This is a genomic window from Njordella calcicola, assembly GCF_056494125.1.
Genome location: NZ_CM151396.1, coordinates 2427526 through 2448447 on the forward strand (window position 1 = coordinate 2427526; position 20922 = coordinate 2448447).

Genomic DNA, 20922 nt, shown 5'->3' on the forward strand with positions numbered 1-20922 from the left:
TTATCGATTTCGACTTATAGATTCAGGGGTGTTCTGCGATGAAGTATTTGTTTCATGGCTTGCTGGGCGGAATGTTGGTTTGTATGGCAATGCCGATGAGTGTTGCTCAAGAAGCGGCCCCCGCGGCAGCGCCTTCGGCTCAAAGCGAACGGCCAGCGGCCCCTGAAAACGCGACCCCGGAACGCCCGAGTCGGCCACGCGGCGGGGGTGGACCAGGCTTTGGCGGCCCTATCGAATTAGGCCCCGATGATGTTGCCGCCTACGACGCTCCGCCCGAAGGATTCAAATCCGTTCGAGCCGACGTGCCGCACGGCAAACTGGAGATGATCGAGTATGAATCGAAAACGGTGGGTACCACGCGCAAGATGCAGGTATATACTCCACCGGGTTATACGACCGATCAGAAGTACCCGGTGTTGTATCTGCTGCACGGTATTGGCGGCGATGAGACGGAATGGCAGCGTTTTGCAACGCCCAATGTCATTTTTGACAATCTGATTGCTGACGGTAAAGCGGTGCCCATGATAGTGGTGATGCCCAACGGTCGTGCTCAAGCGAATGATCGAGCTGAAGGAAACGTGATGCAAAGCGCTCCTGCGTTTGCTACCTTCGAGAGGGACTTGCTAGACGATGTGATCCCTACCATTGAATCACGCTACAGTGTGGACAGCGATCGTGAGAAGCGAGCCATTGCCGGTCTGTCGATGGGCGGCGGGCAATCGTTCAACTTCGGGCTCGGGAATCTTGAAAAGTTTGCTTGGGTTGGGCCTTTTTCGGCCGCTCCCAATACCAAAGCTCCCACCGAACTGATTCCGGATGTTGCTAAAGCAAAAGATAGTTTGAAGCTGCTTTGGATTTCATGCGGCAATCAAGACGGGCTGATTCGCATTAGCCAGAACGTGCACAAATATTTGAAGGAAAACGAAATTCCTCACGTATGGCATGTCGACGGGCACGGGCATGATGCGACGCATTGGAGCCACAGCTTATACTGGTTTGCACAAAGTGTTTTCCAAGACTCGCCAGCGAAGTGATTCGACGGGATTGGGTTCCAAGGGATTGCACTCAGAAGGAGCAAGCACATGCGATACGAGCAGCGTAGCCAACGAAGTTGGGTGATTGGTTTACTCGCAATTGCTGCCGCTTGGATTGGGTTTTCCGGCTCTGCAAGCGCTCAGCCACCCTCGCCTCGTCCGGCCCCTGTCACTGGTCCTTTGCCTTTGCCAATTCTGCCCGCTTTGCCAGCCAGAAGCGATGCGCGATTCTATGCAGAACTGTCAGTTCCGCATGGGACCATTGAGCAAGTGAACTACCAGGATTTTGACGGCAACGAGAAGCGCATGCATGTCTATTTGCCACCGGGGTATGCGGACAGTCAAGCGACTTATCCGGTACTCTATTTGAATCATGGAGGTGGCGATGATGATTCGCGATGGACAGCGACCGACGGCAATGGCGGCCACGCACACCGAATCTTAGACAACTTGATTGCAGGACAGCAGGCCAAGTCGATGATTGTGGTCATGCCCAATACTCGAGGGCTGGCTACGTATGGGGCGCCAAAGTGGAAAGAACCTGATGCTTGCACCCGCGAGTATTTGGAGTGCATCATCCCATACATCGAGAGAAGTTATCGTGCGCGAGCGGAGCGGGATTCGAGAGCTCTCGCTGGTTTGTCGATGGGTGGTTTTGTCGTCATGAACACTGGCCTTCCGAATTTGGATACCTTCAGTGAGTTATATGTCTACAGTTCAGGCTATATCGAGACTGAAAGCCGATTGGGCATGAAGGAGAACTTTGCGGAATTGCTGAATGATCCTAAAGCCAACGAGAAATTTAACGTCCCGCTTTACTTCGCAGCCGGCGAAACAGATATCGCCTTGAACAATAGTTTCAAAACAATGGCGATCTTTAACGAAGCTGGGATTCGAACATTTTCGGTGCTTAGCGATGGTGGCCATGACTGGAACAACTGGCGTCGATATCTTTGGCAAACGGCTCAAGTGATGTTTCCCGGGAGCATGGAACCATCGTCAAAACCATTATCAAGTTCACAACAGTTGGCGGATAACCTACTTGTTGGTCATTGGGCAGGAACGTTTAACTCACCAATTGGTGAGCAAGAGTATGTGTTTTCCTTTGTTCGAGAAAATGAGAAGTTATCTGGCACGGCGATAGTGAAATTGGATGAGCAGTGGTACCGTGGCAAGTTGTCTAATGTTAGGTTCAACGCACGGCTAATGAAGTTGACCATCGCCTTTACGGAGACACTTGAGTTTCAAGGTACAGAGCTCAAGATCAATTACACTGGCACCATGGAAGGTAAAAGTATGAAACTCACGCGTCAAGTCGGCGAGTTCGCACGCGAAGAATTTACTGCTACGAAAAAATAAAGTGGACTGATTAAAGCGACCGTGATACTACCATGCGAGTTACGTTAACGATGATTATTGCCGAGAAACTAACTCGATCATTCAAAGCGTGCATTTCCCTGGCAGCGCTCGCTACGTTTGTGTTTTGCAACAACATATGGGCTCAAGATTCACGGGCGCCGTTGCATAGCTTTGTGCAAAACACGTGTGTGGATTGCCATAATCGCGATACGTCCGAGGGTGGACTCGATCTTACGAAGCTTGACTGGACAGCGGACTTGGGGGCTGATTTTGACCAATTAATCCGCATCTTTGATCGCGTGCATGCTGGCGAGATGCCGCCTAATTCCGAATCCGCTCCGCCAGCGGAACTGAAGTCCGAATTCTTGAGTGAACTTGGCCTGCAACTGACATCAATGGATCAAGCCCGCATCCAGCGGACTGGTCGGGCGATGTTGCGAAGACTGAATCGCTATGAGTATGAGAATACGCTGCGAGACTTGTTGAGTTTGCCGTTTATTCAAATCCGCGACATGTTGCCCGAGGATGGCGAGCGTCAACGTTTCAACAAACTGGGAGAAGCATTGGACGTTTCCCACGTGCAATTGTCTCGATACATGAGTGCCGCAGACTATGCATTGAAGCAAGCGTTGATCGTGAAGCTAGATCGTCCGGCCAGGACCAGCAAACGCTATTACGCACGTGACGAGTTCTCGCTGGCCAATAATTTTTTGCCGCGTGAAAATGGCACGTTACCTGATCGACTTTCATTTCCTGTATTGGATGCTCGCGCCCAACCGGACGTCCGCAGCGGTGCGGCTCCTAAGACGTCACCAGAAACGCGAGAGCGTGAAGCAGTTGGACGCGTTTCGAGTATCTTCAGCGATGCTGGTGGATACAGTTGGGGACAATTCCGCGTGCCAGCTTCTGGGAAGTACAAACTGCGATTCAAAGGTTACTCAATATGGGTGAGTGGCGGTGGCATTGGACGCTGGTTCTACGAGGGCTTCGGCCAAGAGAAAGCTCCTGTGTACTATATGCCGCTGTGGCATCGTCCGAATGCGGATGAAGTTTGGCCCGGTCGACGCTCCGAACCGATCGGAGTTTACGCTCAGAGTTCCGGCAAGAGCCGACCGCTGGGCGAATTTGATTTCGGAATTGACCCGACTGAGTGTGAACTTGAAGTGACGTTGGTTGCTAATGAGGTCGTTCAAACCGATGGCCTGCGACTTTTTCGAACGCGCGTGAACGGGACCGACGAACAGTACATCAATCCACTGGCAACTCCGTCGGGCATGCCGGGCTACGCAATTCAATGGATGGAAGTGGACGGACCAATAGACGACGAAGCAACAACTGCTGGGTATGAAACGTTGTTTGGTGACTTGCCACTGCAGCGTTTGGAGGCTGGTGCGACAGAAGGGGTAGTGCTCCAGTTGCCGGCCCCTGCGGTCGCATCCCCTGCGGCAGCGTCTGCTGCTCCAGGACCACGAGGACCACCAGGACCTTCTGGCCCTCCCGGCCCTCCAGGTGGCGGTTTGGGAAATCGGCCTCGGCGTGGCTTTGGTGGTCCACGAACCGTCGACGTACGAGTCGAAGTCCAAACAGAGAACGCTCGTGCGGATGCCGAGCGACTATTGCATCGGTTTATGTCGCGGGCATATCGCAGTGAAGTGGAACCCCAGCATGTCGAACGATTGCTTAAACTGTTTGATTTGCATTACGGCCAAGGCGTTGGGTTTACCAATGCGATGATCACCGTTTACACCGCTGTGTTAGCTTCGCCAGGTTTTCTGTACCTGGAGGATGCTATCGGACCATTGAGCCAGCGGGCACTTGCAGAGCGGTTGAGCTTGTTTCTTTGGAACTCCGAGCCTGATGCCGAGCTTCGCGAACTGGCGGCCGCTGGCAAGCTCAATGATTCGAGCGTGTTGCAACAGCAGGTCGAGCGTTTGTTGAGTGATGCAAGGTCGCGACGGTTCGTGGACGCATTTACTGACTATTGGTTAGACTTGAGGAAAGTCGATGACACTTCCCCATCCACAACGTTGTACAACGACTATGAACTGGATGAACCGCTGAAGTTGGCGGCGATGGAGGAGACGCGTTTGTATGTCGCGCGGCTTATTGCAGATAATCTACCAACGCGAAATATTGTTGATTCTGATTTTACCTTTGTGAATGAACGGTTGGCCGAACATTACCAATTGCCTGGCGTCCAAGGGGCGGTGATGCGGCAAGTGACGTTGCCCGCCGATAGTCCGCGCGGAGGTTTATTGACTCAGGCGAGTATCTTGAAGGTGACGGCTAACGGGACAACGACATCGCCCGTCATCCGTGGTAATTGGATCACAGAACGCATTCTGGGAGTGCAAATCCCGCCGCCACCAGCGGTACCGGCCGTGGAACCAGATATACGCGGAGCAGTTACGATTCGACAACAATTAGAGTTGCACCGGGCCGATGCCGCCTGCGCTACATGTCATGCCAAAATTGATCCGCCGGGCTTGGCCCTAGAGGCATTTGATGTGATGGGCGGCTTCCGTGAACGCTATCGCGCTGTGGGTGAGAATCAAGCGCCAGCTCCTGGGGTGGGAATCAATGGCCAGTCCTTTGTGTTTCATTACGCGTTGCCAGTGGACACCTCTGGGTCGCTGGCAGACGGTAGTGCATTTGAAAACATTAATGATCTCAAGCTATTATTACTGCGCGATCAACGTACGCTAGCTCGCAATCTCACAAATCAATTAACGATCTATGCGGCGGGTGCGCCCATCTCATTTTCGGATCGAGCTGCGATCGAAAAAATACTTGATGAGACGGCGTCGGAAGAGTTTGGTGTGCGGAGCATCATCCACGGAATTGTTCGAAGCGATCTATTTCGGATCAAGTAAGCATCAATTGACGCCAGCATGTAAGCTTAAACGATACGAATCGTCCCTTTTCACTACAATGGAACTTGGTCATGAGCCAGCGGAAGTTACCTAATACGACGAGACGGATGTTCTTGCGAGCCACTGGCGTAGCGATGGCGTTGCCGTGGCTGGAGTCGACTGCGAAGAAGTCGGCACTGGGGCAATCGTCGGGCGCGACCGATACGCCGCCACGACGGTTTTTTGGCATTTGCAACAACTTGGGTTTGTTGCCTGAGGAATTCTTTCCTAAGCAAGCTGGTCGCGATTATGAGTCATCGCCGTACCTCAAAGTGCTTGAGCAACATCGCAATCAGTTTACGGTCTTCAGCGGCGTGTCGCATCCAAATGTTGATGGCGGTCATCCGTCGGATATCAGCTTTCTGACCGCGGCTCCGCATCCGGCCAGCAGCTCGTTCCGCAATACGATTTCGTTGGACCAGCACATCGCGGAATACGTTGGTAACCAAACGCGTTTTCCATCTTTGACACTGGCAGTCAATTCAGGCAATCGCAGTTTGTCATGGACAGGAACGGGAGTATCAATTCCGCCCGAGGAAAGTGCAGCGACTTTGTTCAAGCAGTTGTTCTTGCAGGGCAATGCGGCGGAAGTCGAAGCTCAAATCAAGAAGCTAGATACTGGACGGAGCATTTTGGATGCGATCGGTGATCAAGCGCAGGATTTGCAGCGTCGCGCTAGCTACCAGGACCGCGGACGACTGGAACAGTATTTCTCCAGCGTTCGTGATTTGGAGGCACGTTTGCTGGCTTCGCGGGAATGGGAAGGCAAACCGAAGCCAAAGATTGATAGCGAGCCGCCTGTTGATCCCACTACTCCCGCACAGTACATGGCGAAAGTTCGATTGATGTACCAATCGGCCAAGCTTGCTTTTGAAACCGATTCGACTCGTGCCATCACGCTGATGCTCAACAGCGTGGGAACGCCAGTGGTAGAAATTCCTGGCGAAACCATCAGCGATGGATATCACAATCTTTCACATCATGGCAAAGCGGCCGACAAACTGGCTCAACTACGCGTGATTGACCTTGAGCACATGAAGTTGCTTAACGAGTTCTTCGGCGATCTTAAAAGTGTGCATGAAGATGGCGACACGTTACTTGATCGCAGCATGATCGTCTATGGTTCGAATTTGGGTGATGCCAATGCACACTCAACCTACAACATGCCTATCTTGTTTGCCGGTGGTGGCTTCAACCATGGTCAGCATCTTGCATTCGACCAACAACAAAACTACCCGTTACCAAACCTGTTTGTAACCATCATGCAACGCATGGGAATCGAGCAGGATAAGTTTGCCTCGTCGACAGGTACGATGCATGGATTGGAAGCGTCATGAGCCAACGAAGCACTTGGATTCGATTTCGTAGTTATCTGGTGACTCTAGTGATCGCCCTGGCCGGCCTTTCGCGGTTGCAGGGCGAGCAGGTCGTCATTGATTTTGAAGACACAGAGGTTGGCAAACCGGTTGCAAAGTGGCATGACCAAGGGGTCACCTTTGCACTAGCGTTTGAGCCGCAGAAGAACAAATCGATTGGCCGCGTGTCATTCTTCCCTCATTTGGGAACGGATCATAAAGGCATTGTCAACGCGATGGCCAATGAAGCGATCCCTGTTCGCGCAACGTTTGACAAGCCGGTGCGAAAGGCCCATTTGATTCTATGGGGATCGACCACTAGCGCAGCCCATGTAGAGGCCTTCTCGGCTGACGGTAAATCGCTCAACGTTGCCAGTTTGGAACAAGTCCCCGTTCGTAAGTCACCGGAAGACCTTGTGCCGTTCTTTGAGTTAACTGTTGAGGCTGATGCGATTGCCTACATCGACATCAGCGGTTCGAAGCCCGGTGGCTTTATCGCTATCGACGAAATGCGTCTGGAGTACGCGCAATTGCGCTCCGCGGAAGCATCAGCCCCATAAAAGATTCCCCGTTCACTTCTACATTCCTTCATTAGATGGTAGTTCATCATGCAAAAAAAATTTCAAGCACGATTCTTACTCGCCTTGCTGGCCGTGTATAGTTCTGCTCCCGCGACCCTACACGCTCAGGAAGCGAGTCCAGACAACAAGGAAGGGCAAGTCACCGCGCTAAAGACGGCGTTCAAGGACCATTTCAAAGTCGGCGTGGCGGTCAACCGTTCTGTGACCATGGGCCAAGCGTTTCGTCGATCAGAAGGAGACATCAAAAGCGACGTGGCAGTCGCCGTCCACCATTTCAATCATGTGGTAGCGGAAAACGATATGAAGTGGCAATTGATCCATCCGCGCGCCGGTGCAGACGGATATGATTTCGCTCCGGCAGACGCCTTGATCGATTTTGGTACGAGCAATTCAATGGAGGTCGCGGGGCACACCTTGGTTTGGCATTCGCAAACGCCCAACTGGGTCTTTGAAGGCACGACGATCGTCGATGATTCAAAGGCTGCGGAAGCTCCGCGGTCGGAAGCCGAAACTGCTGCCGCCAAAGTGCTGACAATTAACCCGCCACGCAGCTTTGGCCCTAATCGTGGCCGAGGCGATGCTGGTCCAGGCAATGCTGGTCCAGGTGGAGGGCAAGGTGGGCCGCGGGGAGGTCAGGATGCGGCTCCAGGCAATGCTCCAGGACGACGCGGACCTGGAGGCCCTCCAGGTGGCGGCTTTGGCGGCTTCCGAGGTTTTGATCTAAATGGCCCACGCGCCACTCGCGAAGAACTGTTGGAACGGATGCGAGATCACATTCATACGGTCGTCGGACGCTACAAAGGCAAGGTCAAAGTCTGGGATGTCGTCAACGAAGCGTTGGCCGACGGCGGTCCCGAAGTGCTGCGTCGATCACCTTGGTCAGTCATCATCGGCCCGGACTTTATAGCCAAAGCGTTCGAGTATGCTCATGAAGCCGACCCCGATGCTATCTTGCGCTATAATGACTATGGGCTTGAGAATGCAGACAAGCGGGCGAAGTTGATTACGCTCGTCAAGCACCTGCAAGAACAAAAGGTACCCATCATGGCAATCGGATCGCAAGCGCATTGCAATGTAGGTACGACGTACGAAACGATGGATCTAGCACTTTCCGAAATGTCGGCGCTTGGACTGCCGATTCACATCACCGAATTGGATGTGAATTCCGCTTCGGGCGGGCAGCGCACCACTGGCGCAGATGTAGGTGCCAACAGCGATGCAACTCAGGGTGGTTTGGTCGACGAACACGATGAGAAATTGGCAGCGGCATATAGCGGCTTGTTCCGTGCTTTTGTGAAGCATCATGAATCGATTGAAGTGGTAACTTTTTGGGGGATCAACGACGCCGTCTCGTGGCGAGCTCGCGGTCGACCCTTGTTGTTTGACGGTGCGAACCAGCCCAAGCCTGCGTTTGAAGCAGTGCTAAAAACGGTATCCGCCGCTCAATAATCGCAAAGCTGGACAGGTACCAGGGCGTTTCGGAATCGTAATCGCCCGAAAAAAATGGCAACTGTTTCTTGCTCACGTCGTTTTCTGACCTATGGTTCAGATACGACTTAGTTTTGCAACTGAAGAGCAGGAAACATCATGAGCACGGAAACATTGGACCGCGAAGAGACGCCGGTTCGGATGACACGCGGTTTTCGACGTCTGCAATCGGTAGTCAATCGCTACTTAAACGATAGTGGAAGCTGGATCGAAAATGTCAAATCGGTGCTCGATGAACTGATCAAGTTCGCGGCGGAACTCGACAAGCGAGAACAAGCTTTGGTAGCCAAGGAAGCGAAATTGGAACAACGCGAAGCCCAATTGGACGCCTTATTCGAGAGCTTGGTATCCGATGCGGGTAGCAAGTCCACGAAAAGATAAACGCTCATTAAATCAGTGTGGTTATCTGCTAGTTGTAACCAGACGCCTAAACGCAATACCATTCAATTTTTGTTCGTAGTGCTGCCTATAGACGGCAACGCCTATTAACAGCTCAAGCGAATTTCACCTAATGGCTGTAGCACGAACCACAAATTTTTCCCTTGAATTGTATTGCGTGTGCGACGAGTTCATTTGCAGGGCAAACAATCCAATCCGGAATGTATCAGATGGACAGCACCGGCAATTGACATTGAACCCTCGAGCAACCATGCCACAACCGCTCATGCATATGGTGATTGCACGGCAGTCAGGGTTACTCGTCGTCCCTGGCTCGCGTACGAGCGTTAACGATTATTGACGCCAAAGCAAGCACAATACCAGCAACAAAACCACCGACAATGCCTTGTGTCACTCCAAGTCCGATGCCTACGGCACGTTCGTCTAAACGTTGTGGATGAACGTTTGGGAACATCGCTCGGTAGTAAGCTGGATTATAGGTCCCCATCAACCATCCAACCGCAGCGCCACCCAAGCAGCCTAGGATCGTAAGTATCACAACACAAGCGATTGGAGTTCTGAGTTGCGCTAAGTCCGGCATTTCGAGTACTCCATTTCGCGAGGAAAAAGTGCGTTGTTGTCGGGGAACGGTTCCGTTCGCCCAGCCCGTGCGATGAAAGTCCCCATTGTAAAAGCACCCGCTGGCGGACTTCGGTCCAAGCACGCCCAACATGGGCGTGAGTTTGTGGGGTGCGGAACTCGCGAGAGTTCTCAGTCCCCTGTGTTTAGTTCCGATATTCTTACAGGAGTCAGTATACCAAATGAAGAACTCGTAAGAAACAGACACAAGGCGAAGGCAAGTGCGACCAGCGGCGACTGCGCGTGGGAAGGAAGCCTGCAAAGCACTTTGACTAACGCCTATCTAACAACAACTGTCTCGGTCAGTCTATCTATTCGATGTCCGGAACAGGCTTGCTCTTAAGAGATGAAACGTCCCCAGTAGCGGACCCGCGTGCTAGGTGTTGTGAGAGGAGTCCCGGGCAACCGGGCCCCTAACTCGATCGCTTGTTATCGGATCATTCGTTCTTGTGCCGACGTCGACGCAGCGTCTGAGCGTTGCGGTCCGGATCGCGCCTGCCGTCGAGCACAGCGTAGACAACCACGAGATCGTCTTTGACGACATACCAGATTACAAACGGGAACCGCGAAGAGAAAGTATAGTGCCATCCGTCCAGCTTGGCGTGAACTCCTGCATAGAGCAGCAGGGAATCGATGTCTGCAGATATGCTGTCGTGGAAGTAAGTTGCCAGGTTTGGATCGATGTCGTTGTAAAAATCACAGCCATCCGCAATGTCGCGTTCGGCGCTAGCGGAGATCTGTATTCTCATCGGAGACGATCCGCGAGCCGTCTTTTGGCGTCTGCCCAATCAGAAAGGACTTCTTCTCCGCGCTCGATTGCAGCCACACGTTCCGCCACGACGCTTCGATGCCATTCTGGTGGCGCAGCGGACGGATCTTCGGTCGTAAGCCGTTTCCAAAGTAGTTCCATGGCGACAATCTGCTCATCGCGAGTAAGACCGCCAATTATTGTTTCGAGTGACATGTTTGCCTCCGGATGCATTCTAGCCTAGCGTAACTCTGCAAGCAACCTTGGTTGGCTTGACGGCTATGGGTAGGTGGATTCGATAACGACCGCGTTAACGCGGCAGGAGCGTTGGACTATGACTTCAAGGCCGCCGTGATTGCCCGCTCATGTCCAGGTACGCCCAACATGGGCGTGAGTTGGTGGGGTGCGGAACTCGCGAAAGTACTCAGTCCCCTGTGTTTAGTTCCAATATTCTTACCGGCCTCAGTATACCAAATGAATAGCTCGTAAGAAACAGACACAAGGCGAAGGCAACTGCGACCAGCGGCGACTGCGCGTGGGAAGGAAGCCTGCGAGTGCGTTGGTAAGAAGAGGTTGAAAGTGAACCCGATGAATACCCTTGAGCTGGTCACCACCGAACTAATTCAAACGCACTTACAAGTGTGGTCGCTAGAGTTCTGCGCTGATGCTGGAAAGTAGTATCCACCGCAATCCAAAAGCTTCTCTCAACACTTCCAACAGAACATTTTCAGCACGCTGCAGAGCCAAGGAGCACGCTGGCAATACGCTCAAGGGTTCGTCAGCAACGAGTTGTTGAATTAAACCACGGGTTGTCAAGCCAAACCTAGCTTGCCTGTCCAAAGCAAAACCCAAGTTAATCTGGGCCGATTCTACAGCCGCAACCATCTGGGCTTCTTGAACAAAGGACTTGAGCATCGGCTCGAAGACTCGCGATGTCAAATCCTTATTGGTTATGCTGTGCTACTTGATTCGATCAAACCATGTCTTGCGGTCGCTGCTACCGAGAACGATTGAGACAAAGTACACCCGATCACGTTCCATCGTATAGAGAATAATGTACGGAAAGCGTGGAAGACGAGATCCTCGGACGTCGCCGAAAAGTATAGCGTAAGAGTAAGCGTCCACCACAATCAGTTGTTGGGGTTAGTTGGATTGGCCCTGGGTTTGCTGGCGTTTGAGTTTGGCGGAGATGATTCTGCGGGCTCGTGTTATCTGCTTGCGGTCTGATTTATAGCGGCTTTCCTCTGCCCGGTACTCGCGAATCGCTTCGGGATGCTCCTGCTCCCATACGTCCGGCAAAAGCTTTTCGTATTGAGTCTCGCCTGCTAGTACGCGATGCAAAATATCCTCCAAGTACTGCCAGATCATTCGCCTTTTTTTCACCGCGAGAGAAAATAGAACCGCGAGAGGATGAATGAACAACTATTTTGAAGGCAACTCTGGCGAAACTCCCAACTCTTGCGGTGTATTCCTAGCATCTGAGTTCCCGTTCATTCGACTTTTTTCGCACCGCCAACCACTGCTGGCAAAGACGTACGCATTCTGTATTCGCCATGCTTCAACCGTCATTGCCCCAACTGCGGTTGGCTTAAGCGTAAGAAATGGCTCGATACGATCCAGTCTTGGGAGCTAGACACCAAGTACTATCACGTCGTCTTCACTGCGCCGCACGAACTGACCGAGCTATTCGGAGGAGGGCGAATGCAAATGCATTAGGCACCTGTCAGAGCTGCGAAGCAGCGGCATTGGGAAAGCGAAGCTGGGCCTTGTGCCCAGTCTTCGCAATAGGATTGGTGCGCTAAGAGCAAACGCCTCACACTTACCGATCATTTTTGGTTGGCCGCTGAGCGGCCAACCGGAAAAGGGGTGGGGGTTGGCACGAGGCTTAGCACACCAATCCTGTTGCGACGCGTTGGGGCAAGCCCAACGGTCGCTCAGAGCTCGCGATCTCCGAACGTTGTGCCTTGTGGCCTTCTGTCTTGGCAATGCTCCCGGCTTGCCCGGGAGATTGTTACGTTTCTCGCTACATCCCTACGAACAAACGACCCCTCTACCACTAATGCTCCTGGCTTGCCTAGGAGATCGTTCCGTTTCTTGCTAAAGTCGTTACTGCAAAGCAAGAAGCCGAACGATCCACCGGACGAGCCGGTGGGATTCCCGTTATGGCGGGCTCTTTGCTGTAGCGAGAAACCCAAAAATCCACTGGACAAGCCAGTGGGATTTGGATCGCGCTGCGGTGCATGCATCGAAGCGAAGCGGGGTCTTGTGCCCGGACTTCGCAATGGGATTGGTACGCTAAAGCATGTGACGTGCGCGCATGTCCGATTGGGGCTTGCCCCGTCGGACACCGCTTTGGTGTTCTAGATAGCGTGCCTCCGGTGACACCCATCCTCTGCTTGAGCCAGTCGCCTTCGGCGACTGGCTCCAGAGCAGAAGGTGGGCGGTTGCCAGCACGTGCTTAGCACACCAATCCTGTTGCGACGCGTTGGGGCAAGCCCAACGGTCGCTCAGGGATCACCTTCACACAACAAATGGCGCTGCGTTCGGAAAGCGAAGCTGGGCCTTGTGCCCAGCCTTCGCAATAGGATTGGTGCGCTAAGAGCGATTGACCATTCTCCTGCCCCCATTCTCTTGCCCAGTCTTTTCCATGGGATTGGTGCGCTGAGGCAATCCTAACGTGCGCGCATGTCCGATTGGGGCTTGCCCCGTCGGACACCGCTTTGGAGTTCTAGATAGCGTCCGGTTGTCACCCAGCGGTAAGCGTCCACCACAACCAGTTGTTGGGGTTAGTTGGATTGGCCCTGGGTTTGCTGGCGCTTGAGTTTGGCGGAGATGATCCTGCGGGCTCGCGTTATCTGCTTGCGGTCCGATTTATAGCGGCTTTCCTCTGCCCGGTACTGGCGAATCGCTTCGGGATGCTCCTGCTTCCATACGTCCGGCAAAAGCCTTTCGTATTGAGTCTCGCCTGCTAGTACGCGATGCAAAATATCTTTCAAGTACTGCCAGATCATTCGCCTTTTTTTCACCGCGAGAGTAAAGAGAACCGCGAGAGGATGAATGAACAACTATTTTGAAGGCAACTCTGGCGAAACTCCCAACTCTTGCGGTGTATTCCTAGCATCTGAGTTCCCGTTCATTCGACTTTTTTCGCACCGCCAACCACTGTTGGCAAAGACATACGCATTCTGTATTCGCCATGCTCCAATCGTCATTGCCCCAACTGCGGCTGGCTCAAGCGTAAGAAATGGCTCGATACGATCCAGTCTTGGGAGCTAGACACCAAGTACTATCACGTCGTCTTCACTGCGCCACACGAACTGACCGAGCTATTCGGAGGAGGGCAAATGGGCGGAAAAGGTGTCATGGGCGGAAAAGGTGTCAGGAACCGAATCAATCGATTTGACATAAACGGTTCCTGACACCTTTACTCTCATTGGTTCTGATGTACGCTTACACCGCTGTCACATTCTGCCAACCCCAAACCCTATGTTCACCGCAGCCGCACACGGGCGATGTTCTACGGCAAATCCCAAGTTAATCTGCACTGATTTTACGCCCGCAATCATCCCGGGCTTCTTGAACCGAGGACTTGAACATCGGCCCGAAGACTCGCGATGTCAAATCCTAATTGGTTCGTGCGAGTAGGATGCATATTCGGATGATTTCGCCTCCTCGATTGGTCTATTGACTTGTTTTAAGTCGTACAATAGGACTGCCCTGGGATACAAAGATTGTTGTTGGCTCATAACCTGCAGCCTCTACATAGGCAACAGCAACCTCGCCATTCCACGAGTACACACTAGCATATCCGTCTGCGTTCGATATATCGCTACTTCGCGCGTACCTTGATTGTCCAGAACAAGCTGCGAAAACTTTTGCATTGACTATGGGCTGTGAAGTTTGCTCGTCCACAATGCGAAATTTTACTACCGAGGAATGATCGTCAAATGACCCCTTTACGTGATCGTCGGACGTATCGGTCCTTAAACTGGGGGAAACAGTCGTATTCGCGTCGCGATGGTTGCATGCCAAGAATGTTGACAGCACTGCGCAATTAATAAGGCGTAGTTTCATTCGATGTGTCTGGAAAAAAGCACGAATGGCCGCGATAATCGAGTCGTAGCGATTGAATTCCATTGTCTAAAACGACGGCTCTGCAAATTCGGTCCATCGCATTGCTATTTAGCATTTCGGTAGGGTGCGTAGCCGTAGTATTTTGGTGATGAATCAAGTCGGACATGCAACCAAGCTACGCCACCGCCCGCCGTACTCAGCCAGACAGGGCGATCGGAAATTGTCTTAAGAACCACATCTCCGATTTTCTGCCACATCGTATTGATTTGCAATACAGGGGCCTTTCGCAAAAAAGAGGCGAAATGACCGTAGGCATCTTCGCTTGTTCGCGGTGAAGGCACTATCAGGATCGCGTCGCCGCTAAGATTGGCAAACGAAACGATTCCATTTTCATCCAGCGGTTTTGCAAAGTACGATTTGTATGTTTCCGGATCGGTCTTCCTCGCTGTGAAAGAAGGATAGTCGAGCAGGACGAATTCAAATTCGCGTGAACGGTTCCCGGTGTGAATGTGCGGTGTTTCCCACCGAAATGCAGAATATGGCGATTGCCTCAGTTGCCCTGTCAAGAATGAACGAAAGTCACCGTCAATCCGCAGCAAATCAAGGGCTTTTCCGTATGACAGGCGACTTCCGTTAGACAGAACTCTGTAGTGAGTTGCAGCTCCTTTGAGGAGAGTTTCGGTGATCACGTCATACATGTCTTCTGCCAAATAACTATTGCGATCACGTCGCCGCGACGAGAGATCTCCCACTTCAAAACGCCTCATGTCGCGGCTGAGGTGCATCGCATTGTTCAAGTAAGCCGCCAGCGCGGCGAGGCAAATCGTGAGCAGTCTTTATAAGTCTAGAGTACTCTGCGAACACCAGGAACTTTCGCACGCAAACTTGTAAAGTGTCCGCACATGTCCAAGTCTAATCGAAAACCCACGCCAAAGTCTACCACCATGTTCTTTCGACAAGAGCTCTACCAACGCATGAGCGATGACCTGCACTTTGCCGGTAAAGCTCTGCGGACGCATCATGGCTACCTCCACGCCGACGTAATGTACCGCAAATACGACAAGCACTACTGACATGCCCATATAACGTCCCTCGCTCGATGAACCAAGCGGTACTGGACTACATTTAGGTGACAAGTATGGGGTGATAATCGTCTACACTACTTTAAGTCGAATTACGATAGCCATCAGCGGGCACGGAAGCATGATTCTCAATTGCAAAAATTTTGCAAGTCGTGCTCCGTTACATGGCTGGGTTATTCGCTGACTGGGGTTTGTGCGGCATCATCGATCGGAACGAACAAGCTCGCGTCGTGTGCAATGCATACCGTTGCGGCTTCCCAAGCAACGTAAGCAGTCGCGCCCGTTTGTGTATACGTTCGGGGCTTTTCGTCATCGCCGCCAGTGAATTTGATCTCATCTCCCCTCAGTGTGACGCGTCCCATAAAAGCGGCTACTTGAGGATTGATTACTACTACGGTCGGAACGCCAGGGCTTGATATAATCACCACCTTGCCTTCGAAGTGGTTTTTGAGATGGGGAGACTTTGTGTCTTCCGTAGCGAAGACCACCGCTGCATATGTGAGGCAGGCAGCAAAAATGAGCGCAGTCGATAATTTGATGGTTTGGTTCATTGTTGACCCTGTCTTTGCAAGAAGTGTGGATAAAGGTGCTCGGTTTCCGTCGGGTAACGACCCCATCACCTAGCCCCCGCAAGTGATGCCTCTAACGTCAAGGAAATCACCGTCGGTGGCTTAGGTGCATGGGATTGTTACGTTGCATTTTGTGCTACATGTGTGGTCGCGAAACTTCTTCGATGCTCGATTGAGGAAGCATCTTGCGAAGCCGATCGACGCCTTGCCGAGTAAGAGCAGTATTGTACAGTTTGATCTGCGGAATGTCCTTGAGACCTGCCAGTTTCTCGATGGTTTTGTCGTTGTATCGAGGGCCGTTCAATTGAGCAGAAATGATCTCCCCATAGTCGTCCGTCTCAACGAGTATTCCCAAGTCAGCAAGCTTCTTTTCGTCATCGTTGTCGACAGGAAATTCTTTCAAGTGTGCGTATAGCAATGCACCACAATGTGGGCATACAGTGTCTCCCAGCGGTGTGCACGACGACACGACCATCTGTTTTCCGCAAACGGTGCAATTAAACGCAAAGCCTTCGGATGTTCTTGTTGAGGTCTCCATTTCGAACTTGCGACTACGATTCGAGCGTTGACTTCATTGTTGCGAGTCCCTTCTCGATCATCTCTGCAATCGTACCGGCAATTTCATGCGGCATGACGTCAGCAACCCAAAGCAAGTTGCAATTACCAGCATCCTTAGCAAAAACTTGTATTGACGCATTGTGGTGCGTAAACGGCTCGCCGCGTGCGGACCAGGAATGCCGCATGGATTCATCATTGACATCGATGATGATCTCACGGATAGTCATTCCATTCTCAAAAGTAAGATACCGTGAGTCGCCCTCAAGGCGACAGTCGACTACAAACCCCGGTACCAAGCGTTTATCTATTGATCCGACGTCACGAATTGCTTCCCAAACGAATTCAGCGGAGCGTCGAACTTGAATTTCTCGTTGTATGCTAGCCATATTGGTTCTCAGTTAGTGGGTTCTAGTCCATCTTGCCGTACGCCAATTCTAACTCACTCGCGATCGTGCGTTGAGTTCGCCATCTTTTGTTGTGTTTCTATTCACAATTAGAAGAAACTCGGCTTTTCCCCGCATTCCACGAGGTCAAGGTACTTCTTTAATCTTCTTTCTCTTGTCTTGGGTTTCTTTGCTGTATTCAATGCGTAGGCAATGACATAGCGACTTGATTTAGTAAGCTGGTCGAAAAACATCTTCGCTTTTGGTCGCGATTCTAAAGCCGCCATAAAGTCATCTGGGATCTTCATTTCGCTGGCTGGAGCGTAGGCCTTATCCCATCGTCCATCCTCCTTGGCTGAGCGAACATGGGCGAGTCCCGGCTCGTCCATACGTCCTTTGCTCGATTAGACGCTCAGCGTGTTCTGTGTTCCGTTTGGACCATGAACTTCCCTTTTTTCTGGGCGTAATGCGCTGCAGATAAGTTTTGTCGTCGAGGCTTTTTTTCAATCCGTCAATCCACCCCCAGCATAGCGCGTCAATCACGATGTCCTTCCACGTGACAGAAGGTTTTCCCGATTCCTTCTTGTAAACCCTAATCCAGAGTTCGTCTGCGGTGTCATGATTACATTTCAGCCACGAACCGAGCTTCCCTGGTGATGAAAATGTTCGAATCTTAGCTGAAGTCGATTCTGTCATGGTCTCTTTCTCGGCGAATGTCAGCGATCACCGGGCGGAATTGGCGCGAGTGTTCTCGATTCCAGGAAAAAATCGGAACGCCATTGTCAGCCAGTTCTATCGCTTAATTCAGCCCTATTTTGACCCAATGAATGCGGCCTCGAGCGCCGCGATGTCAATCTTCGTCATCTGTAGCATCGCTTGCAAAGCTCGATTTGCGGCTGGTCGATCCGATGAGCCCAGCAGCTTTGGCAAGATGTTTGGGATGATTTGCCAAGACACGCCGAAGCGGTCTTTGAGCCAGGCGCATTGCCCCTCCGCGCCCCCATCGGCGGTAAGTGCATTCCAAAGGCGATCCGTTTCGGCTTGGTCGATGGTAGTCACTGTAATCGAAGCAGCCTCAGTAGGTTTGTACCGTGGGCCGCCGTTCAAGGCTTGAAATGGCACTCTATCGAGCGTGAATGTCACCATGATAGGTGTGACACTCGTGACCTCCGAATTTGGGACTAGCGACGTGTAGAATTTTGCCGCTTCTTCAGCCTTCCCGTCATACCATAGACAGACTGCGACTGTTGAATTCATGTTTCGTTCCTTGTTGTACCGGAGTTTTTCTTTGGAACATTATCCAAGCTTCAACTGGTTGTCGATTGATGACATTCGAAATCGACGCCGACTCGACAGTTTTCTGAAATGTTGGCTGGCGAACAGCGATATTGACCGAGCACCCGCCAACAAGGCTTCCATTTCGAAACGGACCGTCGGGGGCTTCCGTCCAGATACGCCCATCATGGGCGTGAGTTGGTGGGGTGAGGAACTCGCGAGAGTTCCTACTCCCCTGTGTTTAGTTCCGATTTTCTTACAGGAGCCTGTATACCAAATGAATAGCTCGTAAGAAACAGACACGAGGCGAAGGCAACTGCGACCTGCAGCGACCGGGCGTGGGAAGGAAGCCTGCGAAGCACTTTGACTAACGCCAATCTAACAACAATCAGCTTGGTCAGTCATCTACTAGATGTCTGGAACAGACTTGCTCTTAAGCGGGGAAGCGGCCCCAGTGTCGGACCCGCAGGCTAGGTGTTGTGAAAAGGGTCCCGGGTAACCGGGCCCCTATCTCGATCGCATTGTTATCCGCGTCTCTTCAGTATGTTCCTGTGTGATCCAGGGTTCATTCGGCAACTCAAGATTGCATACACGACCGCTGAACCGCTTTCAATTCGGTAGTAGATTGCGAATGGAAATGCTTTTGCAAACTTACATAGTAATCCATTGTGAATAGCATGTATTCCAGCCTCTTCCGCCAGATCGGCGAGGTCGAGTTCAATCGTATCCAAAAAATGATCGCCCCAACCAGCGTTTTTATCGTTAAAGTAGGCTGCTGCAGATACGAGGTCATCCCGCGCTTCAGGTCGAAGATTTACGTTCATTTACCCTCCGCCTGACATCGTCCATAGCTTCATTTAAAGGAAGTGATGGAGTTTGCGACGGATTGTTCAGACGTTCTGCCAAAACATCGGAATGCCAAGCAGGCGCTATGTATTGTTCAGAATCACGATCGATCGATGCCCAGAGCAATTCCAGTGCACTCCGCCTGTCTTCTTGCGACAAGCCAGAAATAATTGTCTCAACAGTCATAGGTTTGTCCTCCGCAATCATTGTAGCTTATGAGATGCACGAAGTCGAGGCAGTCAAGTCCTCTGAAGCAAACGGTAACTACAGTTGTCGGGGAAAGAATCCATGTAAGTCGTGGGTTTGGGGTGGGAGCCATTCGATTAAGATCTGGCGGCTCGGGCCCGTGATCTCGGGTCGCGTTAACTCAACCACTGTCACATTCTTCCAACCCCAAACCCTACGGACTTACAAAGATGATCATTCTCGCTCTGGACCTCGGTAAATTCAAGACCATGTGCTGCTTCTTCGATACCGACAACCGCAAATACTTCTTTCAGACTGCTACCACTGGGCAAAACTATGTGACCACTTCAAACACGACACAGTCCAGCACCGCCTAGTGCGGACCCGCATGCTAGTTGTTGTGAGATGGGTCCCAGGTAACCGGGCCCCTATCTCGAGCGCATTGTTCTGCATTATGCTAAGGAGCTAGCCATTGTTTACTGTACTCGCGATAATTCGCTTCCAATGTCTCAAGCTCTGCTATGTTCATCGGAAGATTTCGTAATCGATACTCTACGTTCTTCAAAAATCCATCAAGATTAAACTCATCCGACTTCTTTAATCTCTTACGAAGAAGCTGTAAAGCACTTGCAATCTCCTTGCACCCTTCTACGTACATTTCGATACTGAATTGGGCGAATGGTCCCGTCAGAAGTTCCGCGGTAGATCCGATGTTTGTTTTGTAGGTGATTTCCACCGTCCTTTGCTTTCTCTTGTACTGTATAAGCGGAAGGTCTTGAATGAACTGTGAGTGCCTTGAGTCCAATGCATCGAAAGAATCAAACTTCGCCTTTTCTGGTATTGCAATTGCGTAGATCTCAATTTCCTCAATTGCGTTCCCATACACAAGTTCTCGCGTAGTGAAGTCTGCAAGCCAGTTACCGGAGAGAGCACGGTGTGTTCCATAGTTCCATTGACTACACACGCCGACGGAAATTTGTAGCGCAGTAGTCTTAGGATTCGCTATCAGTGGTTCTCGTGACGAATCAATATCTATTTGTGCGAACTCAAAAACTTTCCGCACTATAAACTCTGCAACACGTTCTGATTCAGTGTAGATAACACACGTTGATAGTTCACAGTCGTTTATGTCAACATCCTGGTGAGCGCCAGGAATTTGCTCGATTGTTGTTTGACGTAAGTAGTCGCCCCATCCATAACCATCAGACGCAAAACCACAGGATTCAAGACGTATATTTGCATCTATGAGTTGCTCGCACTTTGGATCGAAGTGTATCGTCCATAGAACAGATTTCCCATCGCTGTCAGCATCTTGTACTTGGATAGCTAATCGAATTGGGTGGTATCTGTCTGATTCCCAATTCTCATCCTCGATATGTAATGCAAGCTCCTGGTCATTGAACCAGTGCCAATTATTTGATTTAGTCAATCTCGGAGATACCTGAGAATGCAGAA

Annotated in this window: 26 protein-coding genes; 11 read left to right on the plus strand and 15 right to left on the minus strand. The window is 51.5% G+C overall.

Features of this window, described 5'->3' with window-relative positions:
- The first annotated feature begins 38 nt into the window (after positions 1 to 38).
- From SH302x_RS09090 to SH302x_RS09120, 7 genes are all read left to right on the plus strand, one after another.
- On the plus strand, positions 39 to 1034 hold the full coding sequence (locus SH302x_RS09090) for an alpha/beta hydrolase (RefSeq protein WP_479368417.1): 996 nt from the start codon (positions 39 to 41) through the stop codon (positions 1032 to 1034).
- A gap of 48 nt (positions 1035 to 1082) precedes the next feature.
- Positions 1083 to 2393 (plus strand): alpha/beta hydrolase, encoded by a 1311-nt coding sequence (locus SH302x_RS09095; RefSeq protein WP_479368418.1) that lies wholly within the window; start codon positions 1083 to 1085, stop codon positions 2391 to 2393.
- A 32-nt stretch (positions 2394 to 2425) separates the two neighbouring features.
- The gene (locus SH302x_RS09100) at positions 2426 to 5266 is read left to right on the plus strand and encodes a DUF1592 domain-containing protein (protein ID WP_479368419.1); all 2841 of its coding nucleotides are present in this window, start codon (positions 2426 to 2428) and stop codon (positions 5264 to 5266) included.
- A 71-nt stretch (positions 5267 to 5337) separates the two neighbouring features.
- Positions 5338 to 6642 (plus strand): DUF1552 domain-containing protein, encoded by a 1305-nt coding sequence (locus SH302x_RS09105; RefSeq protein WP_479368420.1) that lies wholly within the window; start codon positions 5338 to 5340, stop codon positions 6640 to 6642.
- Positions 6639 to 7220, plus strand: a complete 582-nt coding sequence (locus SH302x_RS09110) for a hypothetical protein (RefSeq protein WP_479368421.1) — start codon at positions 6639 to 6641, stop codon at positions 7218 to 7220. The genes SH302x_RS09105 and SH302x_RS09110 overlap by 4 nt, the downstream gene beginning before the upstream one ends.
- Before the next feature lie 48 nt (positions 7221 to 7268).
- Positions 7269 to 8690 carry an endo-1,4-beta-xylanase gene (locus tag SH302x_RS09115; RefSeq protein WP_479368422.1) on the plus strand — a complete coding sequence of 474 codons (1422 nt, stop codon included), beginning with the start codon at positions 7269 to 7271 and terminating at the stop codon, positions 8688 to 8690.
- Between the two features lie 138 nt (positions 8691 to 8828).
- Positions 8829 to 9110 (plus strand): restriction endonuclease subunit S domain-containing protein, encoded by a 282-nt coding sequence (locus tag SH302x_RS09120; RefSeq protein ID WP_479368423.1) that lies wholly within the window; start codon positions 8829 to 8831, stop codon positions 9108 to 9110.
- Between the two features lie 313 nt (positions 9111 to 9423).
- On the opposite strand, the gene SH302x_RS09125 is transcribed toward SH302x_RS09120, so the two are convergent.
- The 4 genes from SH302x_RS09125 to SH302x_RS09140 form a co-directional block, all read right to left on the minus strand.
- Positions 9424 to 9708 carry a hypothetical protein gene (locus tag SH302x_RS09125; RefSeq protein WP_479368424.1) on the minus strand — a complete coding sequence of 95 codons (285 nt, stop codon included), beginning with the start codon at positions 9706 to 9708 and terminating at the stop codon, positions 9424 to 9426.
- 475 nt (positions 9709 to 10183) lie between these two features.
- Entirely contained in the window at positions 10184 to 10495 is a 312-nt protein-coding gene (locus SH302x_RS09130) for a type II toxin-antitoxin system RelE/ParE family toxin (RefSeq protein WP_479368425.1), read from the minus strand.
- Positions 10492 to 10710 carry an addiction module protein gene (locus tag SH302x_RS09135; protein ID WP_479368426.1) on the minus strand — a complete coding sequence of 73 codons (219 nt, stop codon included), beginning with the start codon at positions 10708 to 10710 and terminating at the stop codon, positions 10492 to 10494. Before SH302x_RS09135 ends, SH302x_RS09130 begins: the two co-directional genes overlap by 4 nt.
- 927 nt (positions 10711 to 11637) lie before the next feature.
- The gene (locus SH302x_RS09140) at positions 11638 to 11862 is read right to left on the minus strand and encodes a hypothetical protein (protein WP_479368427.1); all 225 of its coding nucleotides are present in this window, start codon (positions 11860 to 11862) and stop codon (positions 11638 to 11640) included.
- Positions 11863 to 12033: 171 nt separating this feature from the next.
- On the opposite strand from SH302x_RS09140, the gene SH302x_RS09145 reads away from it, so the two are divergent.
- Entirely contained in the window at positions 12034 to 12210 is a 177-nt protein-coding gene (locus SH302x_RS09145; RefSeq protein ID WP_479369255.1) for a transposase zinc-binding domain-containing protein, read from the plus strand.
- A 1070-nt stretch (positions 12211 to 13280) separates the two neighbouring features.
- Here SH302x_RS09145 and SH302x_RS09150 read toward each other — a convergent pair.
- Positions 13281 to 13505: a hypothetical protein gene (locus SH302x_RS09150; protein WP_479368428.1), complete on the minus strand. Its 225-nt coding sequence runs from the start codon at positions 13503 to 13505 to the stop codon at positions 13281 to 13283.
- A gap of 174 nt (positions 13506 to 13679) precedes the next feature.
- On the opposite strand from SH302x_RS09150, the gene SH302x_RS09155 reads away from it, so the two are divergent.
- Positions 13680 to 13913, plus strand: a complete 234-nt coding sequence (locus tag SH302x_RS09155) for a transposase zinc-binding domain-containing protein (protein WP_479369256.1) — start codon at positions 13680 to 13682, stop codon at positions 13911 to 13913.
- A gap of 759 nt (positions 13914 to 14672) precedes the next feature.
- Here the strand turns inward: SH302x_RS09155 and SH302x_RS09160 are convergent.
- Positions 14673 to 15335 (minus strand): DUF6940 family protein, encoded by a 663-nt coding sequence (locus SH302x_RS09160; RefSeq protein ID WP_479368429.1) that lies wholly within the window; start codon positions 15333 to 15335, stop codon positions 14673 to 14675.
- Positions 15336 to 15470: 135 nt separating this feature from the next.
- On the opposite strand from SH302x_RS09160, the gene SH302x_RS09165 reads away from it, so the two are divergent.
- Complete coding sequence (locus tag SH302x_RS09165; RefSeq protein ID WP_479368430.1) at positions 15471 to 15641, plus strand: hypothetical protein; 171 nt, start codon at positions 15471 to 15473, stop codon at positions 15639 to 15641.
- 182 nt (positions 15642 to 15823) lie between these two features.
- Here SH302x_RS09165 and SH302x_RS09170 read toward each other — a convergent pair whose 3' ends face one another.
- The 8 genes from SH302x_RS09170 to SH302x_RS09200 form a co-directional block, all read right to left on the minus strand.
- Complete coding sequence (locus SH302x_RS09170; protein ID WP_479368431.1) at positions 15824 to 16201, minus strand: hypothetical protein; 378 nt, start codon at positions 16199 to 16201, stop codon at positions 15824 to 15826.
- Positions 16202 to 16355: 154 nt separating this feature from the next.
- Positions 16356 to 16688: a hypothetical protein gene (locus tag SH302x_RS09175; RefSeq protein WP_479368432.1), complete on the minus strand. Its 333-nt coding sequence runs from the start codon at positions 16686 to 16688 to the stop codon at positions 16356 to 16358.
- Positions 16689 to 16770: 82 nt separating this feature from the next.
- Positions 16771 to 17163, minus strand: coding sequence for an SRPBCC family protein (locus SH302x_RS09180; RefSeq protein WP_479368433.1), 393 nt, complete (start codon positions 17161 to 17163; stop codon positions 16771 to 16773).
- A 107-nt stretch (positions 17164 to 17270) separates the two neighbouring features.
- A complete protein-coding gene (locus tag SH302x_RS09185) occupies positions 17271 to 17549 on the minus strand; it encodes a YdeI/OmpD-associated family protein (RefSeq protein WP_479368434.1) in 279 nt (92 codons plus the stop codon).
- Entirely contained in the window at positions 17491 to 17856 is a 366-nt protein-coding gene (locus tag SH302x_RS27775; RefSeq protein ID WP_488193097.1) for a YdeI/OmpD-associated family protein, read from the minus strand. Before SH302x_RS27775 ends, SH302x_RS09185 begins: the two co-directional genes overlap by 59 nt.
- Positions 17857 to 17970: 114 nt before the next feature.
- The gene (locus SH302x_RS09190) at positions 17971 to 18417 is read right to left on the minus strand and encodes a VOC family protein (protein ID WP_479368435.1); all 447 of its coding nucleotides are present in this window, start codon (positions 18415 to 18417) and stop codon (positions 17971 to 17973) included.
- Between the two features lie 542 nt (positions 18418 to 18959).
- A complete protein-coding gene (locus SH302x_RS09195) occupies positions 18960 to 19259 on the minus strand; it encodes a type II toxin-antitoxin system RelE/ParE family toxin (RefSeq protein WP_479368436.1) in 300 nt (99 codons plus the stop codon).
- Positions 19237 to 19467 (minus strand): addiction module protein, encoded by a 231-nt coding sequence (locus SH302x_RS09200; protein ID WP_479368437.1) that lies wholly within the window; start codon positions 19465 to 19467, stop codon positions 19237 to 19239. Before SH302x_RS09200 ends, SH302x_RS09195 begins: the two co-directional genes overlap by 23 nt.
- Positions 19468 to 19697: 230 nt before the next feature.
- Between SH302x_RS09200 and SH302x_RS09205 the strand changes: the two genes are divergently transcribed.
- The gene (locus SH302x_RS09205) at positions 19698 to 19844 is read left to right on the plus strand and encodes a hypothetical protein (RefSeq protein ID WP_479368438.1); all 147 of its coding nucleotides are present in this window, start codon (positions 19698 to 19700) and stop codon (positions 19842 to 19844) included.
- An 80-nt stretch (positions 19845 to 19924) separates the two neighbouring features.
- Here SH302x_RS09205 and SH302x_RS09210 read toward each other — a convergent pair whose 3' ends face one another.
- On the minus strand, positions 19925 to 20896 hold the full coding sequence (locus SH302x_RS09210) for a hypothetical protein (protein WP_479368439.1): 972 nt from the start codon (positions 20894 to 20896) through the stop codon (positions 19925 to 19927).
- Between the last annotated feature and the right edge of the window lie 26 nt (positions 20897 to 20922).

What these genes read in the sequence shown, in the direction of transcription:
- SH302x_RS09090 (WP_479368417.1), top strand. Translation starts at nt 39, where the DNA reads ATGAAGTATTTGTTTCATGGCTTGCTGGGCGGAATGTTGGTTTGTATG.
- SH302x_RS09095 (WP_479368418.1), top strand. Translation starts at nt 1,083, where the DNA reads ATGCGATACGAGCAGCGTAGCCAACGAAGTTGGGTGATTGGTTTACTC.
- SH302x_RS09100 (WP_479368419.1), top strand. Translation starts at nt 2,426, where the DNA reads ATGCGAGTTACGTTAACGATGATTATTGCCGAGAAACTAACTCGATCA.
- SH302x_RS09105 (WP_479368420.1), top strand. Translation starts at nt 5,338, where the DNA reads ATGAGCCAGCGGAAGTTACCTAATACGACGAGACGGATGTTCTTGCGA.
- SH302x_RS09110 (WP_479368421.1), top strand. Translation starts at nt 6,639, where the DNA reads ATGAGCCAACGAAGCACTTGGATTCGATTTCGTAGTTATCTGGTGACT.
- SH302x_RS09115 (WP_479368422.1), top strand. Translation starts at nt 7,269, where the DNA reads ATGCAAAAAAAATTTCAAGCACGATTCTTACTCGCCTTGCTGGCCGTG.
- SH302x_RS09120 (WP_479368423.1), top strand. Translation starts at nt 8,829, where the DNA reads ATGAGCACGGAAACATTGGACCGCGAAGAGACGCCGGTTCGGATGACA.
- SH302x_RS09125 (WP_479368424.1), bottom strand. Translation starts at nt 9,708, where the DNA reads ATGCCGGACTTAGCGCAACTCAGAACTCCAATCGCTTGTGTTGTGATA.
- SH302x_RS09130 (WP_479368425.1), bottom strand. Translation starts at nt 10,495, where the DNA reads ATGAGAATACAGATCTCCGCTAGCGCCGAACGCGACATTGCGGATGGC.
- SH302x_RS09135 (WP_479368426.1), bottom strand. Translation starts at nt 10,710, where the DNA reads ATGTCACTCGAAACAATAATTGGCGGTCTTACTCGCGATGAGCAGATT.
- SH302x_RS09140 (WP_479368427.1), bottom strand. Translation starts at nt 11,862, where the DNA reads ATGATCTGGCAGTACTTGGAGGATATTTTGCATCGCGTACTAGCAGGC.
- SH302x_RS09150 (WP_479368428.1), bottom strand. Translation starts at nt 13,505, where the DNA reads ATGATCTGGCAGTACTTGAAAGATATTTTGCATCGCGTACTAGCAGGC.
- SH302x_RS09160 (WP_479368429.1), bottom strand. Translation starts at nt 15,335, where the DNA reads ATGAGGCGTTTTGAAGTGGGAGATCTCTCGTCGCGGCGACGTGATCGC.
- SH302x_RS09165 (WP_479368430.1), top strand. Translation starts at nt 15,471, where the DNA reads ATGTCCAAGTCTAATCGAAAACCCACGCCAAAGTCTACCACCATGTTC.
- SH302x_RS09170 (WP_479368431.1), bottom strand. Translation starts at nt 16,201, where the DNA reads ATGAACCAAACCATCAAATTATCGACTGCGCTCATTTTTGCTGCCTGC.
- SH302x_RS09180 (WP_479368433.1), bottom strand. Translation starts at nt 17,163, where the DNA reads ATGGCTAGCATACAACGAGAAATTCAAGTTCGACGCTCCGCTGAATTC.
- SH302x_RS09185 (WP_479368434.1), bottom strand. Translation starts at nt 17,549, where the DNA reads ATGGACGAGCCGGGACTCGCCCATGTTCGCTCAGCCAAGGAGGATGGA.
- SH302x_RS27775 (WP_488193097.1), bottom strand. Translation starts at nt 17,856, where the DNA reads ATGACAGAATCGACTTCAGCTAAGATTCGAACATTTTCATCACCAGGG.
- SH302x_RS09190 (WP_479368435.1), bottom strand. Translation starts at nt 18,417, where the DNA reads ATGAATTCAACAGTCGCAGTCTGTCTATGGTATGACGGGAAGGCTGAA.
- SH302x_RS09195 (WP_479368436.1), bottom strand. Translation starts at nt 19,259, where the DNA reads ATGAACGTAAATCTTCGACCTGAAGCGCGGGATGACCTCGTATCTGCA.
- SH302x_RS09200 (WP_479368437.1), bottom strand. Translation starts at nt 19,467, where the DNA reads ATGACTGTTGAGACAATTATTTCTGGCTTGTCGCAAGAAGACAGGCGG.
- SH302x_RS09205 (WP_479368438.1), top strand. Translation starts at nt 19,698, where the DNA reads ATGATCATTCTCGCTCTGGACCTCGGTAAATTCAAGACCATGTGCTGC.